General features: G+C 68.0%; 15 protein-coding genes. 10 read left to right on the top strand and 5 right to left on the bottom strand.

Annotated features, from left to right (window positions below):
- Window positions 1-512, bottom strand: a 512-nt coding sequence (locus tag QZT59_RS18615) for a cation:proton antiporter (protein ID WP_290819378.1), incomplete at its 3' end; no start/stop codon positions are given.
- Window positions 513-1,408: 896 nt separating this feature from the next.
- Here QZT59_RS18615 and QZT59_RS18625 point away from each other — a divergent pair.
- The 3 genes from QZT59_RS18625 to QZT59_RS18635 are packed head-to-tail and all read left to right on the top strand — an operon-like array spanning window position 1,409 to window position 3,769.
- Window positions 1,409-1,627, top strand: coding sequence for an Os1348 family NHLP clan protein (locus QZT59_RS18625; RefSeq protein WP_290819380.1), 219 nt, complete (start codon window positions 1,409-1,411; stop codon window positions 1,625-1,627).
- 25 nt (window positions 1,628-1,652) lie between these two features.
- Window positions 1,653-2,462 (top strand): SAM-dependent methyltransferase, encoded by an 810-nt coding sequence (locus tag QZT59_RS18630; protein ID WP_290819382.1) that lies wholly within the window; start codon window positions 1,653-1,655, stop codon window positions 2,460-2,462.
- A gap of 2 nt (window positions 2,463-2,464) precedes the next feature.
- Entirely contained in the window at window positions 2,465-3,769 is a 1,305-nt protein-coding gene (locus QZT59_RS18635) for an MFS transporter (RefSeq protein WP_290819384.1), read from the top strand.
- A 156-nt stretch (window positions 3,770-3,925) separates the two neighbouring features.
- Here the strand turns inward: QZT59_RS18635 and QZT59_RS18640 are convergent, their stop codons facing one another.
- The gene (locus QZT59_RS18640; RefSeq protein ID WP_290819386.1) at window positions 3,926-5,953 is read right to left on the bottom strand and encodes a glycoside hydrolase family 15 protein; all 2,028 of its coding nucleotides are present in this window, start codon (window positions 5,951-5,953) and stop codon (window positions 3,926-3,928) included.
- Between the two features lie 233 nt (window positions 5,954-6,186).
- Here QZT59_RS18640 and QZT59_RS18645 point away from each other — a divergent pair, with 233 nt between their 5' ends.
- The 5 genes from QZT59_RS18645 (at window position 6,187) to QZT59_RS18665 (ending at window position 10,416) form a co-directional block, all read left to right on the top strand.
- Window positions 6,187-7,176 (top strand): phosphotransferase family protein, encoded by a 990-nt coding sequence (locus tag QZT59_RS18645; RefSeq protein ID WP_290819388.1) that lies wholly within the window; start codon window positions 6,187-6,189, stop codon window positions 7,174-7,176.
- Window positions 7,177-7,325: 149 nt separating this feature from the next.
- Window positions 7,326-8,294: a TIGR03885 family FMN-dependent LLM class oxidoreductase gene (locus tag QZT59_RS18650; protein ID WP_290819390.1), complete on the top strand. Its 969-nt coding sequence runs from the start codon at window positions 7,326-7,328 to the stop codon at window positions 8,292-8,294.
- A 78-nt stretch (window positions 8,295-8,372) separates the two neighbouring features.
- Complete coding sequence (locus tag QZT59_RS18655) at window positions 8,373-8,849, top strand: universal stress protein (protein ID WP_290819392.1); 477 nt, start codon at window positions 8,373-8,375, stop codon at window positions 8,847-8,849.
- Between the two features lie 159 nt (window positions 8,850-9,008).
- Entirely contained in the window at window positions 9,009-9,809 is an 801-nt protein-coding gene (pyrF, locus tag QZT59_RS18660; protein ID WP_290819394.1) for an orotidine-5'-phosphate decarboxylase, read from the top strand.
- A gap of 112 nt (window positions 9,810-9,921) precedes the next feature.
- Window positions 9,922-10,416: a hypothetical protein gene (locus QZT59_RS18665; protein WP_290819396.1), complete on the top strand. Its 495-nt coding sequence runs from the start codon at window positions 9,922-9,924 to the stop codon at window positions 10,414-10,416.
- 132 nt (window positions 10,417-10,548) lie between these two features.
- Here QZT59_RS18665 and QZT59_RS18670 read toward each other — a convergent pair whose 3' ends face one another.
- Both QZT59_RS18670 and QZT59_RS18675 read right to left on the bottom strand, forming a co-directional pair.
- Window positions 10,549-10,815: a hypothetical protein gene (locus QZT59_RS18670; RefSeq protein WP_290819398.1), complete on the bottom strand. Its 267-nt coding sequence runs from the start codon at window positions 10,813-10,815 to the stop codon at window positions 10,549-10,551.
- Window positions 10,815-10,991: a hypothetical protein gene (locus QZT59_RS18675; RefSeq protein ID WP_290819399.1), complete on the bottom strand. Its 177-nt coding sequence runs from the start codon at window positions 10,989-10,991 to the stop codon at window positions 10,815-10,817. Before QZT59_RS18675 ends, QZT59_RS18670 begins: the two co-directional genes overlap by 1 nt.
- Window positions 10,992-11,295: 304 nt before the next feature.
- On the opposite strand from QZT59_RS18675, the gene QZT59_RS18680 reads away from it, so the two are divergent.
- A complete protein-coding gene (locus QZT59_RS18680) occupies window positions 11,296-12,897 on the top strand; it encodes a GTP-binding protein (protein ID WP_290819401.1) in 1,602 nt (533 codons plus the stop codon).
- Window positions 12,898-13,417: 520 nt separating this feature from the next.
- Window positions 13,418-14,575, top strand: a complete 1,158-nt coding sequence (locus QZT59_RS18685; protein ID WP_290819403.1) for a methyltransferase — start codon at window positions 13,418-13,420, stop codon at window positions 14,573-14,575.
- Here QZT59_RS18685 and QZT59_RS18690 read toward each other — a convergent pair.
- The gene (locus QZT59_RS18690; RefSeq protein WP_290819405.1) at window positions 14,564-15,271 is read right to left on the bottom strand and encodes an HAD family hydrolase; all 708 of its coding nucleotides are present in this window, start codon (window positions 15,269-15,271) and stop codon (window positions 14,564-14,566) included. The genes QZT59_RS18685 and QZT59_RS18690 overlap by 12 nt on opposite strands.
- Between the last annotated feature and the right edge of the window lie 210 nt (window positions 15,272-15,481).

A 15,481-nucleotide genomic window follows, 5' to 3' on the forward strand; every position in this document is an offset into this window, starting at 1 on the left:
ACCGCGAGGATCGCGAGCGCCATCACCAGGTAGATGTCCTGGAAGATCAGGATGCCGACGTCGACCTTGCCGTAGAGGCTCTTCAGGTCGCCCTTGTCGCCGAGGACCTTGACGATGATCGGCGTCGCGCCGAACGTCGTCGCGAGGGCGATCATCAGCGACTGGAAGAGCGTGAAGCCGAGCAGCAAGGCGACGGCCGTCGAGGCGATCGCCTGCAGGACGGCCTGGCCGACGGCGATCGCGCCGACGGGTCTGGCGATCTCCCTGATGTCGTCGAACCGCATCTCGATCCCGAGCAAGAAGAGGAGAAAGCCGAGCCCGAGCTCGGCCATGATCTCGATCAGCTGATCCTCGGTGACGAGGTTGAGGCCGATCGGGCCGACGACGACCCCGGTGAGGACGTAGGCGACGATGGTCGGCTGGTTCGTCAGCCTGGCGAGGTAGCTCAGGGCGGTCGCCGCGACCACGAGCAGCGCGAAATCCGTGGCGAGTGCGATTCCACCGAGAGACATTGACCGAGGGGAGATCGACGGCGTCGACGCCGACCGGCGGGCGTAAACGGCCCGAATTCACCGGAGATACCGGCGTCACCGGAAAAAGCCCACTGCCTGCCATCAGCGGCTGAGACCGGCCCGAGAGGAACGACTCACGACGAACCTGGGGTACGGCGAAACACCTCACTCCCGTGCCGTCCGACCACGTTGGTGCGACGGAGCCGCTCACTCCCCGTGTCGATCGCCCGGGTCGATATCGCGACTAGTTCACCCAGCCACTGTGAACTACCCCCGCCTACTCACTCACGGCTTGCGCCGTTCGTTCCTCGAGGCAGGGGCTTCCTGCTTCGACGACGCGACTTGCAGACGCGGAACGAGTGTCCACAGCGGTCGCAGTCTTCACGGGCGTTCCTTTGGAGTGAACCACCCCTAGTTTCTCTAGGCCACGCGATTTCACGTTCAACGCGGCATTCCAATCCCTATCTAAGACTACGTTTGGTCGGTCGAATCCCGGCTCTGTACGTCGAGCGCAGCGAATACGATCGTGGGGGAGGCGATGTGGACGGATAAAAACGGAGGCGAGCGATCGTCTCAAGGCACCGGTGAAAGAGGTCGTCCCTACGTCGACTCCGACGACTTCGGAACGCGACCGGGCGAACCGGCGAGGACGAAACCGCTGATGTGCAACGAGCGAGTCGGTGATTCATCATCCCCGCTGTCACGGTGGACGGGTGACCGTTATCGTTTCCCAAGTATAATTTCACCCAAATATGATAGATATTAAAATAAATTACGTCTCTGTCCTCTGGAAAGGAAATCGATGAGTATCTGTTAAATATATCCTAAACTAATTCTTGAAGGCGAGCGCCTATAGTAACTTTTTTATACTGTTCGCCGTAACATGAATACGCATCATGTCAGTAACAGAGGTTCATTCGGTACTCGAACGGTCGATGGAGGATCCCGGATTTGTCGACACCTTTCGGGCGGATCCCGAACGAGCCCTTGCGGATTACGAACTGAGCGATCGGGAGGAGAAAGCCCTCCGCTCCGGAGATCAAAACGAGATCAACGATGTGCTCGGTGAAATCGGGCTCGGCGTGTACGTGCTGCCCGTCCCAATCGTCACGTAGGAATACCTGATTGATTTTCTAAACAATGGTAGACGTATTTATAATCGGTACCGGCATGGTCGGGTACGTCCAGTTGACGATCGAGGCACAACAGAGCCTAGATCGGTCGGAGGTCGCATACGTGGTCGACGCCCAGAAAATCGTCAAGGACCACATTCGGGACGAATACGACGTCCACGTCGTCGATTTGACGACGGAGTACACCGAAAAGGAAGATCGGCGGACGACGTACGAGCTGATGGCGAGGAAAGTTCTGGACGACGCCGGAACGCGCGATAATCCGGTGGCGCTCGCGCTCTACGGTCATCCGATGGTGTTCGTCAGTCCGAGCAGGATGGTCGCGGAGCGAGCGCGAGAGCGCGGACTCGACGTCGAGATCAAACCGGGAATCTCGGCGATCGACTGCGTCTACGCGGACATCGAGTTCGATCCCGCACGAAACGGGGTCCACATGTTTGAAGCGACCGACCTGCTGCTACGGGAGTGGGAATTGAATCCCGACGTTCCGGTGATGCTCTGGCAAATCGGGGCCGTGGAGACGATCCGACATACGACTGGCGACAGCGATCCGCAGCGTTTCGAGCGGTTCAAGCGATATCTTCGACAGTTCTATCCCGACGACCACACGATCCAGCTGCTCCAGACCGCGACGTATCCGATCGCCGAATCGCAGCGGGTCGAGATCCCTCTTGCCGAACTGGAGACGATCGCGTCGACCATCGATGCGGGGGCACACATCCTCTATATCCCTCCCGTCCGCGACCGTCCGATCCAGAACCGAGAGTTGCTCGACCAGGTTCGGTCGAAAGAACACATCGAGACAATTACTCGATAAGTGTGAGTTTTACGAGCGCACTCTCCGATAGGGAGTTTAGAACCCTTTGGACCGCCCAGCTGGTATCGAAACTCGGGAACGTCATCCACGAAATCGCGCTCATCTACCTCGTGTATGTCGTAACCGGGGAACCGCTGTTGATCGCGGCAGTCGCGGTTGCGAGCCTCGGATCGACCGCAGTTTTCACCCTTCCTGCGGGGGCGTTGGTCGATCGGTGGAACCGAGCACGAGCGCTCGTTGCCGCGTCGGTACTTCGAGGCGTCGCTATCCTGTGTATTCCGATCGCCGCGAACACCGGCTACCTGATCGAAGTGGCCATCCTGGCGGCGCTCGTCGCCGGAATCGGTCAGGCGTTCGTCGGACCCGCACGAGACGCCGTCGTACCCCAAATCGTTCCGGAAAGCACGCTCGACTCGGCGAACGCACTGATCCAGATGACCGACTCCTTCGCCAAAACGCTGTACGTGTTCGCCGGCCTCCTCGTCGCTATCGTGGGGCCGATTGCGGCGTTTTATGTGAACGCCGCGACCTTTTTCGTGGCGGCCGCGCTCCTCTCACGACTTCGTGTTCCTCACCCGTCGACAGGTTCTGCGGACGTGGGTGCGGGCCAGCGTGACCGTTCGGTGATCGACGAGATTCGCGACGGAATGACCTACCTCATCACCCACCCGGTGTTACCTAGCGTCTTGTTGCTCACGGGGGTCGTCGGCCTCGCCCTGGGCCCGCTGGCGATCGTCATCCCGTTCTACGGGGAACAAGCGCTCGGCGTCGAAGCGAATGGGGGTGTCGGTACCGGAAACCTCGCCACCACTTTCGGGTTACTCTACACTGCCGTGTACGTCGGCGTTTTTCTCGGCGGGGGTATTGTCAACGGAATACGCAAGGATATTCGACGGCACCGGGGACTCGGAATCGTCCTCGGCGTCTTCCTTATGGGCACGACGCTCGCGGGGCTCGCGGTTGCGCCGGCGCTCGTCGGACGAACGCTCGGTATTGCCACCCTCTTGCTCCTCGTCTTCGGTATTTCTGCCGCGATCGTTCAGGTCCTCACGACGACGTACGTGCAACGAGCACTTCCCGAGGATCGTCACGGGAAGGTATTTTCGCTCATCTCCATCGCGGCTGTGAGCACGCCGCCACTCGGAATTTTCCTCGCCGGGATCGGCATCGAGGTCGCGAGCGTCTACGTCGTGTTGATTGGACAGGGCGTCCTCATGGTTCTCACCGCGTTCGCGTTACTCGGGACGCCGATCGGAAAATTAGGGGACCGGGCTTCGAAAACCGTCACTGAACCCACCGCGCAGTAAACGGTCCCGGGATGCTCATTTCGAGAGAACCTCGACGACCGTCGCGATCGTCGAGACGCGTCCGTCCAAAATGGACCCGACGACGAGGATCGATGGCGATCGGACAGCTTCGGTCGGATTTTCGGTCCGAGCGCGAGCTCGGGCCGCACTGAATGGCTACTCCCCGTGCCGGCGGAACAGCGGCGCCGTCGCCCCGGTCGAGAGCTCCTCGGGCGACAGCGCGCCGTCCTCCTCGCGGGCGCTCGCCAGGTAGAGCGCGCTGTTGATGAGGCCGATGTGGCTGAACGCCTGCGGGAAGTTGCCGAGGTGGGCGCCGTCGTCGACGTGGATCATCTCAGAGAGCAGGCCGAGCGAGGAGGTGTGCTCGAGGAGGTGCTCGAAGATCTCTGCGGCCTCCTCGAGGCGATCGGAGAGCACGAGCGCGTCGACGAGCCAGCACGAGCAGAGGACGAAGCCGCCGGGCTCGCGCGGGCGGGCGGGGCTGTTCGCGAACCGGACGACGAGGCCGTCGTCGCTCGTCAGCTCCTCGAGGATCGTGTCGATCGTGTGCTGGACGCGCTCGTCGTCCGCCGGAAGGAAGTCGTACAGCGGGATCAACAGCGCCGTGGCGTCGAGGGCGTCCTCGGCGCCGAAGAACTGGACGAAGCTGCCGACGTCCTCGTCGTAACCGCGATTCTCGATGGCCTCCCGGATCGCCTCGCGCTCGTCCGCCCAGCGATCGATCGGTCCCTCGCGATCGTACTCGTCGGCCAGCCGCAGCGCCCGATCGAGCGCGACCCAGCACAGCAGCTTCGAGTGCACGAAGTGCTCGTGGAGGTCCCGGAACTCCCAGATTCCCTCGCCCGTCTCGTCCCAGTGATCGCAGACGTGGTTCGCGAGCGCGCGGATCGATTCCCAGTCGGCCGTCGAGAGGCCGCCCTCGTAGCGGACCGTCTCGTAGATCCCCTGCACGATCGTCCCGTAGATGTCGAGTTGCTTCTGGGTCGCCGCGGCGTTGCCGATGCGGACCGGCGTCGACTCGCGGTAGCCCGAGAGGTGGTCGAGACACTCCTCGCCGATCTCCGTCTCGCCGTGGAGGCCGTACAGCGGCTGGATCTCCGCGGGCTCCTCGTGACCGATCTCGCGGAACCACTCGAAGTAGCGTCGGGCTTCCTCGGTTTGACCGACGTTGTAGAGGGCCTGGACGGTGAACTTGGCGTCCCGGATCCAGTTGTACCGGTAGTCCCAGTTGAGCTCCCCGCCGATCTCCTCCGGGAGCGATGCGGTGGGGGCGGCCGGGATCGCGCCCGTCTCCTCGTGGATCAACAGTTTGAGGACGAGCGCCGACCTGACGAGGACGTCCCGCCACTCGTCCTCGAACGTAAAGATACCCGTCCCCTCCTCGCAGCCGTCGAGCCACGTCCGCCAGTAGTCGACGGTCCCCTCGAGGATCTCCTGGCAGGCGTCGGGCGGTCGGTGGTCCGGCGCCCCGTACTGCAGACAGAGCCAGCGGGTCTCGCCGGCCTCGACGGTCACCGTCGCGGTCGCCCGCCCGCGATCGTGATCGATCTCGTACTCGTCTTCGCAGTGTAAGTAGAGCGCGTCGCGGTCGGCCTCGTAGGGCCACTCGCCGCCGGACGGCGTGTGATCGTGAACGCGGTCGTCTCCGTCGTGGACCCGCTCGCCGTCGTCATCGCCGCCCTCGGCGGCGGGTTCCTCGCCGTCTCCATCGTCACCTTCGACGGCGGGCTCCTCGCCGTACGCCACGACGGTGCCTCCGTCCAGTTCGAGTTCGGTCTCGGCCCGCCCGTAGTCGAAGCGAGGTTCGAAGACGACGTCCAGCTCGACGCTCCCATCGGCGCCCTCGATCTTCCGGTAGAGGGCCTGCTGGAACCGTTCGTCGGGCGATTCACCGTCTCTAACGGGCATGAAGTCGGTCACGGTCGCCGCGCCGTCGTCGGTCTCGAAGGAGGTCTCGAGGACGTTCGTCTCGTCGACGTAGGCCTGGCTCGACTCGAACTCGGCGGCGGGACGAACGGCGAAGCGGCCGCCCTCGTCCGGATCGAGGATCGCCGCGAAGACGCTCGGCGACTCGACGTGCGGGAAGCAACACCAGTCGATCGAGCCGTTTCGGCCCACGAGGGCGCAGCGATCGTCGTTGCCGATAGCGCCGTAGTCGTCGATCGGGAGGAACGCTGAGTCCATGTGGCTCGGGGTGAGTGGGGTCGTGCGGGTCGCGATCGATACGGACGTGGTGGAGGTACGACCCGGACGGGCAAAAGCGTCCGTCCGGCGAGTGCCGACGGTTCGGTTCTCGCTACGGTCATCGGGTGGTCGACCGTTCGGCCTCGCGGGTCAATTACGCGTGGATGCGGAGGGTGGGCCCCCTCCCGAAACGATACGGTCGCGGGTACCGACAGTCCGAACCGAGTCGACGGATGCGCGAGGGTACCGACTCGGGCGACGGCGGGGATACCCGGGAGTCCGACCGTCCGCGAGAAGCCCGCGCGATCGCCGAGCGGGCCGTCCCGGATCGGATCGCCAGTGAGGCGCTCGGTGAAACGGTGACCGCCATCCACGCACCCCGGACCGGCGCAGTCGCGGACACGTACGTGCTCGAACTCTCGGGCGACCCCGGGCGAGCGGCGTGCAAGATCGGCGGCGAGAGCGTCTGGACCGGGGAGGTCGTCGAACCGCTCGTCGTCGACCGGGTCGGCGCCCGCACGGAGTTGCCCGTGCCCGACGTGTACGCGACCGGCACCGTGAACCGGGGCGGCGAAATCCGCCGGTGGGCGGTGTACGAGCACCTGGACGGGGCGGTTCCACGCGATCTCGAGCCGCGCGAGCGACGGTCCGTCGTCCGCTCCGCCGGGGCGGCCCTCGGCGTCCTCCACGACGCGTTCGCGTTCGACCGGATCGGCGGTCTCGGACGCGACGGCGACGCCCTCTCCCTCCGGCGGCCCTCGGCGCGAAACCTGCTCGCGTCCGCCCCGGTGCGCGACGTACGGGCGGCCGTCGCCGCGGACGACGAGGAGCGTCGACCGGTCCTCGATCACGGCGACTTCTTTCCGGGGAACCTGCTCGTGACGGACGGCGAGCTCTCGGCCGTCCTCGACTGGGGCAACGCCCACGTGACCCACGCCGGGTACGGACTGGCCCGTGCGGAGGCGCGGTTCGTCGACCTCGCGTCGGCCCCACGGAGCGAACGGGATCGACTTCGACGAGCGTTCAGAGCGGGGTACGCCGAACACGCGCCCCTGCCACCGGCTTACCGCCGTCGGGCGTCGATCTACAAGGCGCTCTGGCTCGCCCAGTCCGGAGCGAACCTCCTCCACGTCGCGGGGAGCGAGCGCGGGAGGAGACAGCTTCGACGACAGCTGCGAAACTGGACCTCGAGGAGGGCGCGTTCGATCGTCGGTCGACCGTGAGAGACGATCGGTCCGGTCCGAGGACGGCCGGTCGACCGTGAGAGACGATCGGTCCGTCCCGAGAACGGCCGACCGCCGGGTCGGCGAGCGCGACCACGCACAGGCGCCACGTGGTTCTAAGTGGCGATTCGTGGTCCGTTCGTCCCGAGATGACCGAACTCGGTTACCACGCCTCCCACGAGCAGTTCCCGCCGAGCGACCTACTGAAGTACGTCGAACTGGCGGACGAGCGCGGGTTCGACCACGCGCTCGCCTCGGACCACTACCACCCCTGGAGCGAACGCCAGGGCGAGTCCGGGCACGTCTGGTCGTGGCTCGGCGCCGCGATGGCGCGAACCGACATGACGTTCGGGACCGTCAACGCGCCGGGCTATCGCTACCACCCCGCGGTGATCGCCCAGGCCGCCGCGACGCTGCGGGAGATGTACCCCGAGCGGTTCTGGTTCGCCGTCGGCAGCGGCCAGCTCCTCAACGAGGGGATCACGGGAACCGACTGGCCCGTCAAGGACGAACGCAACGCCCGCCTCGCCGAGTGCGCCGACGTCATGCGCCGGCTCTGGGACGGCGAAGCGGACGTGACCCACCACGGTCGGATCACCGTCGAGCGCGCCACCCTGTGGACGCGCCCCGAAACGGCGCCGCCGCTTTTCGGCGCCGCGCTCTCCGCGGAGACCGCCCGGTGGCTCGGCGACTGCGAGTGGGTCGACGGCATGATCACCGTGGGGACGCCGGACCACGAGGGCGACGCCGAGGTGGTCGAGGCGTTCCGCGAGACCGCCCCGGAGAAACCCGTCTACCTGAAGGTGCAACTCTCCTGGGACGAGAGCGACGACGCCGCCCTCGAGGGCGCGGTCGATCAGTGGCGCACCAACTGCGTCCCCGGAGCCGTGACCCAGCAGCTCCGGACCGCCGGGGAGTACGACGAACTCGGCGAGGAGATCCACGAGGAACACGTGGAAGAACACGTCCGCGTCTCCGCGAACATCGACGATCACCTCGAGTGGCTCGAGACCGACGTCGACCTCGACGTGGATCGAGTGGTATGTCACAACGTCAACACGAACCAGGGAGCGTTCGTCGAGGCGTTCGCCGAGGAGGTGCTCCCGTCGTTCGGGTGATCGGTCGCCAGCGCGACGCGGTCCGGAGGCCCGCTCGCCTGCAAGAACTAAACGCGAGGTCGTGGTGGATCCACCGTCATGCCCATCGTCGCCGCGGTCGACCGCTCCGAGCGCGCGGAGTCGGTCGTGGGACAGGCCCGAGAGCTCGCCGACGCCTACGACGTCGCCCTCCACGTCGTCCACGTCGGCGAGGCGGACGTCAGCCGCCTCCCCGAAGGCGCGAACACCGGTACCCTCGACGAAACCCACGGCTTCGACGAACTCGATCGCTCCTCGCTGCCCCAGGAAGAGATCCGGCAGGCCCGGCTGCGCGCCGCGGAGACGGCCGTCGAGATCGCCGAGCGGTACGACGACGCCAGCGCGGAGACCGTCGGCCGGGTCGGCGACCCCGCCACACAGGTGCTCGAGTACTGTCGCGAGGTCGACGCCGAGTACGTCGTCGTGAGCACCCGCAAGCGGTCGCCCGTCGGCAAGGTCCTGTTCGGCAGCGTCACCCAGTCCCTGCTGTTGAACGCCGATCGCCCGGTGGTCACCGTCGGTGACGAGTCGGCCTGACTGGCCGCTCATCCCACGATCCGCTCGGCGGCGAACTCGAAGCGAGCGCCGCCGGCTCCATCGTCGCACGAGGAAGTCCGGCACCGCCTCCGGCGGGAGTCGTCCCCGCGACCGACGCCGATAGCAAACCTTTCGACCGTCGACCGACCAGCCTTCGCCATGAACTTCTTCGACCGACTGCACGACCGGATCGTCACGGTCGACAGCGTCGTCTCCGTCGGCCTCGATCCCGACCTGGCCCGGATTCCGGACCACCTCCGGGATCGCGACCTGCCGCGCTGGGCGTTCAACCGACGGATCATCGACGCCACCCACGAGCACGCGGCCGTCTTCAAGCCCAACGCCGCGTTCTACGAGGACCCGGACGGCTGGCGGGCCCTCGAGGAGACGATCGCCTACGCCCACGGCAAGGACGTCCCCGTCCTGCTCGACGCCAAGCGCGCGGACATCGGCAACACGACCCGCCGGTACGCCGAACTCCTCGAGACGGCGGACGCGATCACCGTCAACCCCTACATGGGCCGGGACTCGCTGCAGCCCTTCCTGGCGAACGAGGAGGCCGGCGTCTTCGTGCTCTGTCGCACCTCCAACCCCGGCGGGGCGGACCTCCAGGACCTCGAACTCGAGACCGGCGAAGCCGTCTACGAACGCGTGGCGGCGCTCGCCGATCTCTGGAACGAGAACGACAACGTCGGCCTCGTCGTGGGGGCGACGAAACCCGAGGAGCTCGAGGACCTGCGCGAGCAGGTGCCGGACCTCCCGTTCCTCGTCCCCGGCGTGGGCGCACAGGGCGGCGACGCCGAGGCCGCCGTCGAGTACGGCCTGGCGAACGGCGTCGGCCTCGTCAACTCCTCGAGAGGGATCATCTTCGCGGGCGAGAACGCGGGGGAAGACTTCGACGCGGCGGCCGGACAGGCGGCCAGGCGGTTGAAAGAGCGGCTGAATCGGTATCGAGACTGAGCGAGCGGCCCCACCTCGATCGCCGCCACCGATCTTGGGATCGCTCAGCCGCCACCGAGTTCGCGGAACCCCCCGCCGACACCTATTTGAGGGATCGCCCGAGCGATCGGATATGGTCGATCCGCGGGCGATCCGGACGGTCTGGGCCGCGATCGGACGCGCGGCCGCCGGACTGTTCGTGGTCGGATTCGGGCTCGGGATCGCGTGGCTGCTGGCGGTCTCGCAGGGCGCGGACGAGCAGATCGCGGAGAGCGCGCTCCTCGCGGCGATCGCGTGCATCCTCGCCGCCGTCGGGTTCGTGTTCACCCTCCGGATCGGCGTCGCCGCGCTCGAACGGACGGTCGCCACGCCGGGCGCGCGGTACGCCTGGCGGACGCTCCGGATCGCGCTCGCGTCGGTGGGGACGCTCTGGCTGGTCGCGATCGGCTCGCTCGCGGCCGCCGTCCCCCACTTCGTCCGGTCGTGGCCCGTCTCGCCGAGCGAGGCCGGAACGGTGCTGTTCTACGCGCTCGGCGGACTGGTCCTCCTGCCACTCGGGTTCGGCCTCGTCTTCCTGGCGATCGTCGTCGCCGCACGCGGGGAGGCCGTCGATCGCCAGACGGCGTGACGGTCGATCGCCAGACGGCGTGACGGTCGATCGCCAGACGGCGTGACGGTCGATCGCCAGACGGCGTGACGGTCGATCGCCAGACGGCGTGACGGCCTCGGTCGCACGACCCGGCCGGCACCCGGCGTCACCTCAGGCGTTGTCCGGGTCGTCGCACCGCCCGTCGACAACTTCCCCGACGACCCGGTCCCCGTCGAACCGCCGCCGAATCTCGACGAGGATCGGGCCGTCGGGCGGTCGCTCCGGGAGCCGGTCGAGTCCCTCGCCGACGACGACGTCGACCGGCGACGAGTCGATCGGGTGGTCCGCGACCAGCGTCCCGTCGCGCTCCTCGACGAGGAGGCAGTACCGCTCGCCGAAGCCGACGGCCTCGCCGAACAGGTCGCGAATCGACGTCATCAGAACCGGTGGATCTCCGTATCGTCTCTTTCGCCCGGACGCGCCTGGGCGGCGCAGTCTGCACAGAGTCCGAGGCCGCGCTCGTAGTGTCGTTCGCAGGCGAGCGTGCCGCAGTTGTCACAGCGCTCCTGGGCGGTTCGGGATTCGCAGATCTGACAGAGGCCGCTGACGCTCATAGGGGTCCTTCGGGCTGGAGCGGCTTGAAAGCGGCCCCGAGTCGCGGTGGAACCGGTGAGCACGGGGGGATCCGTCTGGTAGCGCCCCCGGCACCCCCGATCCAGTTGGGTCGCTGGCGAATTTCCGATTCGGTCGGGCCGCCGACGAATCCCCGACCCCAGCGAACCGCCGACGAATTTCCGACCCCAGCGAACCCCGACGACTCCCGACACGGTCGAGGCGGTTCCGAAGTCGACGCGGTCGACCGTGGGAGAACGTGCCACGACGGGAAGGTTTTTCCCGTGTGAGGCGTTAGCGAGGGATATGAGCCGTGACCGGGCCCTGTTGCAGCGGGCCCTGGACCGTGGCGAGCAGGACGGGGGAAACGTCGAATTCAAGGAGCGACTCTCTCGAACGATTCACCTGGCCGAGGGCCGCCGGGAGAGCCTGGCGGCCCAGCTTCGCCACCGGGTGCTCTCCGGCGACGGCGAGGCGACGTACGCGATCGGCGTCACCGACGACGGCGGTCTCGCCGGCATCCCGCAGGAAGAGTTCTCGGAGACGATGGACGTGCTCTCGCTGCTCGCCGAGGAGGCCGACGCCCACATCGACGACGTCCAGACGTGGGGCGTCAAGGGGGGACTGGTCGGCCTCGCCACGATCTGTGACGGCGCCGTCCTCGAGACGGACGACGAGCACGTGGTCGTCGGGACCGCGGGCCACGTCGACCACGGCAAGTCGACGCTCGTCGGCTCGCTCGTCACGGGCCGACCGGACGACGGCGAGGGCGAGACCCGCTCGTACCTCGACGTTCAACCCCACGAGGTCGAGCGCGGGCTCTCCGCGGACCTCTCCTACGCCGTCTACGGCTTCGACGAGGACGGCCCCGTCCACGTCCGGAACCCGAACCGGAAGGCCGACCGCGCGGGCGTCGTCGAGGAGGCCGACCGGCTGGTCTCGTTCGTCGACACCGTCGGCCACGAACCCTGGCTCCGGACGACGATCCGGGGGCTCGTCGGCCAGAAGCTCGACTACGGCCTGCTCGTCGTCGCCGCCGACGACGGGCCCACCCGCGTCACCCGGGAGCACCTCGGCGTCCTGCTCGCGACCGACCTCCCCACCATCGTCGCCATCACGAAGGTCGACGCCGTCGCCGCCGAGCGCGTCGAGGAGGTCGAGCGCGAGGTCGAACGCCTCCTCCGGGAGGTCGACAAGTCGCCCCTGGCCGTCTCCCGGCACGGCGTCGACGCCGCCGTCGAGGAGATCGGCGACACCGTCGTTCCCGTCGTCCGCACGAGCGCCGTCACCATGGACGGCCTCGGAACCCTCGACGAGCTGTTCGACCGCCTCCCGAAGACCGCCGGCGAGGACGGCGAGTTCCGGATGTACGTCGACCGCACCTACTCGGTGACCGGCGTCGGCGCCGTCGCCTCGGGCACGATCAAGTCCGGCGAGGTCGAGGCGGGCGACGAGCTGCTGGTCGGCCCCATGCCCGACGGCCGGTTCCGCGAGGTCGAGGTGCGCTCGATCGAGATGCACTACCACCGCGTCGACAAGGCCCAGGCCGGCCGCATCGTCGGCATCGCGCTCAAGGGGATCAAGGAGTCGGCCCTCGAGCGCGGGATGGTTCTGCTGCCGGCCGACGCCGATCCCGCGCCGGTCCGCGAGTTCGAGGCCGAGGTGATGGTGCTCAACCATCCCACCCGCATCGGCGACGGCTACGAACCCGTCGTCCACCTGGAGACCATCGGCGAGGCCGCCGCCTTCTACCCGGACGAGGGCCGGCTGGTCCCCGGCGACACCGGCGAGACCCGCGTGCGGTTCAAGTTCCGACCGTACCTCGTCGAGGAGGGCCAGAAGTTCGTCTTCCGCGAGGGACGCTCCAAGGGCGTCGGCACGGTGACCGACGTGTCGCCCCGGGAGTGAGATCGGTCGACGATCCGAACGTTTTTCACCCGGAGGGACGCGGTTTCGCGTACGTTGAACGCCGACTCGGGGTCGAACCGCCTCGGGTGACGGCGGCGTCGACGGCTCGCGCCGCCTCGCGCGATCCGGTTCGGCCGGCTCGCCGACTGTGGGCGGGCGTCGGACCCGACCGGAACCGCGATCGGTCGGGCCATCGACGGTCGTCACGCTGCTCGGTACCCGGTTCGCGCTTCGCGACCAGCGGCGCGTGGGCCACGTTTCTCGGTGACCCCGACGGCGGTCGGTAACGGATCCGCGATCGACGGTCCGGGGTTCTCGTATTCTGGGACGGCATCCGCTCGCCGCCAGCGGAGCGCAGGCCTCGCTGTCGACCGACCGGAGCCGTCGAATCCGCGTCGATGCAGATCCAGCACACGACTCACACCGCGACACGACCCGACCGCCCGTCCGACCGATCCGAACCGACGACCGCCCGCGCGTCCGGACCCGCGATCCGGCACGCGCGACGGAGGGGGTCCCGATGACCACCGGCGGGGAGGCCCTCCGACTACGATCCCGCGTACCGGACGGACCCGACGTCTACCGGTTCGAGGCCGCGGCCGGGGTCGTCTCTCCCGACTCGTTCCGACGGGCCGAACTGCTGCTCGCCGAGCACCTCTGGGAGGAGTCGCCGGGCCGTCTGCTCTGTCCGGAGGCGAACTACGGTGTCGTCGCCACGCTGTCGGGCGAGCGGGCCGACGCCGTCCGGATGACCGAATCGAGCGCCCGCGCGGCCCGTCTCTGTCGCCGGAACGCGCGTCGAAACGGCGTCGAGGCCGACGTCACCCTCGCGGCCGACCTCTCCGGGCTCCCGGATCGATGGGACACCGTCGCGTACGCGCCGAAGCCGTACACGCCCCTCGCGATCGGCGCCCAGCACGTGGCGAACGCGCTCGCGGTCCTCCGCCCCGGCGGGCGGCTGTTTCTCGCCGCGTCGAAGCGGACGGGACTCGCGCGCTACGAGCGGGTCCTGGCGGAGTGCTGCGGCGACGTCGAGCGAGTCGCCGACGCGGGCGACTGGCGGATACTCCGCGGGCGGCGACCGGCGTCCGTGGACCCGCCCGAGTACGTGACGCCTCGAACCCTGCGGCCGACCGTGAACGGCGTCGACCTCGAGCTGGTCACCGTTCCCGGGGTCTTCGCCGCCTCCGGACTGGACGGCGGCACGCGGCTGCTCCTGGAGACGGTCGGCCCGTCGCTCCCGACGGACGGCCGAATCCTCGACGTCTGCTGCGGTTACGGCGCGATCGGCGCGTACGCGGCCGCCGTCTCGAACGCCGCCGTCCACCTCAGCGACGACTGCCGGTTCGCGACCCGATGTGCGGAACGCGGGCTCCGCGAAACCGGCGTCGACGGAACCGTCGTCACGGCCGACTGCCTCCGGGGCGTCTCGGACCGCCGGTTCGACGTCGTGCTCGCCAACCCGCCGACACACGCGGGCGATAGCGTTCTCTCGACGCTTTTCTCGGGCGTCGCCGACGTCCTCGCGCCCGACGGCCGGTTCGCGTTCGTCCACCACCGGGCGCTCGACCTGCGCGACCACCTGGAGCCGTTCGACTCGATCGAACGGCTCGCCACCGGGGCGGAACACGTCGTCTTCGAGGCGACCCGCCGAGCTGGCGGGCGGTTACGGCCGTGATCGACCCGGTCGAGCCTCCCACGGCGGAGTCTCGAGATCCGCGAGCGAGTCGAGGACGAAATTCGGTTCGGGTTCGGGCGTCCCGTCGGGTTCGTCCCCGTCGGGCACCCACGCCGCCCGGAGTCCGGCTGCCAGCGCGCCCGCGACGTCCGTCTCCAGCGAGTTCCCCACGTGAATCGCTTCCGTCGAATCGACGTCGAGCGCCGACAGAGCCGCCTCGAACGGCTCCGGATCCGGCTTCGGCGCCGTCTCGTCGCCCGCGAACACCGCGACGTCGAACGCGCCGTCGATCCCGACGCCGGCGAGCTTGGCCCGCTGCATGGACCGGTCGCCGTTCGTCACCAGCGCGAGGGCGTACCGATCGGCGAGCGCGTCGAGCGCCTCGCGAGCACCCGGGAGCGGATCGACGGCGCGCTGGTCGCGCTCGGTCGCGTAGGCGTCCGCGACGGCCTCGCCGACCGCCGGATCGCCGCCGCGCTCCGCGACGAGGTCGGCGAAGCACCGGCGCCTGAGGTCCTCGACGTCGACGCTCGCCTCGAGGTAGTCGGGGTACCGGTCGGCGTACTCGGCCGCCCTGAACAGCGGCTCGACGCCCGCCCGGTCGAAGGCGGCCGCGAGCACCGCCGACGCGTCCCGCCTGTAGGTACAGAGCGTGTCGTCCAGGTCGAACGTGACCGCCGCGATCTCGCCGTTCACGTCCGGAACCTGACAGTCTGGCGGAATAAAACTACCGCTCCCCTGGGCGCGGCGAGCGGTGTCGATCGCGTCAGAGCGCGGGTCGATTCCGCGACTCGTCCGGAGCCCGACGTGCGACGGGGTGGTCACGCCGGCCGATACCCGTCGTCGACCGGTTCGACCGCGTCGAACCGGCCGATACCCGTCGTCGACCGGTTCGACCGCGTCGAA

The sequence above is a fragment of the Halovivax sp. genome, from assembly GCA_007119345.1.
Lineage (GTDB): Archaea > Halobacteriota > Halobacteria > Halobacteriales > Natrialbaceae > Halovivax.

What these genes read in the sequence shown, in the direction of transcription:
- QZT59_RS18625 (WP_290819380.1), top strand. Translation starts at nt 1,409, where the DNA reads ATGTCAGTAACAGAGGTTCATTCGGTACTCGAACGGTCGATGGAGGAT.
- QZT59_RS18630 (WP_290819382.1), top strand. Translation starts at nt 1,653, where the DNA reads ATGGTAGACGTATTTATAATCGGTACCGGCATGGTCGGGTACGTCCAG.
- QZT59_RS18640 (WP_290819386.1), bottom strand. Translation starts at nt 5,953, where the DNA reads ATGGACTCAGCGTTCCTCCCGATCGACGACTACGGCGCTATCGGCAAC.
- QZT59_RS18645 (WP_290819388.1), top strand. Translation starts at nt 6,187, where the DNA reads ATGCGCGAGGGTACCGACTCGGGCGACGGCGGGGATACCCGGGAGTCC.
- QZT59_RS18650 (WP_290819390.1), top strand. Translation starts at nt 7,326, where the DNA reads ATGACCGAACTCGGTTACCACGCCTCCCACGAGCAGTTCCCGCCGAGC.
- QZT59_RS18655 (WP_290819392.1), top strand. Translation starts at nt 8,373, where the DNA reads ATGCCCATCGTCGCCGCGGTCGACCGCTCCGAGCGCGCGGAGTCGGTC.
- pyrF (WP_290819394.1), top strand. Translation starts at nt 9,009, where the DNA reads ATGAACTTCTTCGACCGACTGCACGACCGGATCGTCACGGTCGACAGC.
- QZT59_RS18665 (WP_290819396.1), top strand. Translation starts at nt 9,922, where the DNA reads ATGGTCGATCCGCGGGCGATCCGGACGGTCTGGGCCGCGATCGGACGC.
- QZT59_RS18670 (WP_290819398.1), bottom strand. Translation starts at nt 10,815, where the DNA reads ATGACGTCGATTCGCGACCTGTTCGGCGAGGCCGTCGGCTTCGGCGAG.
- QZT59_RS18675 (WP_290819399.1), bottom strand. Translation starts at nt 10,991, where the DNA reads ATGAGCGTCAGCGGCCTCTGTCAGATCTGCGAATCCCGAACCGCCCAG.
- QZT59_RS18680 (WP_290819401.1), top strand. Translation starts at nt 11,296, where the DNA reads ATGAGCCGTGACCGGGCCCTGTTGCAGCGGGCCCTGGACCGTGGCGAG.
- QZT59_RS18685 (WP_290819403.1), top strand. Translation starts at nt 13,418, where the DNA reads ATGACCACCGGCGGGGAGGCCCTCCGACTACGATCCCGCGTACCGGAC.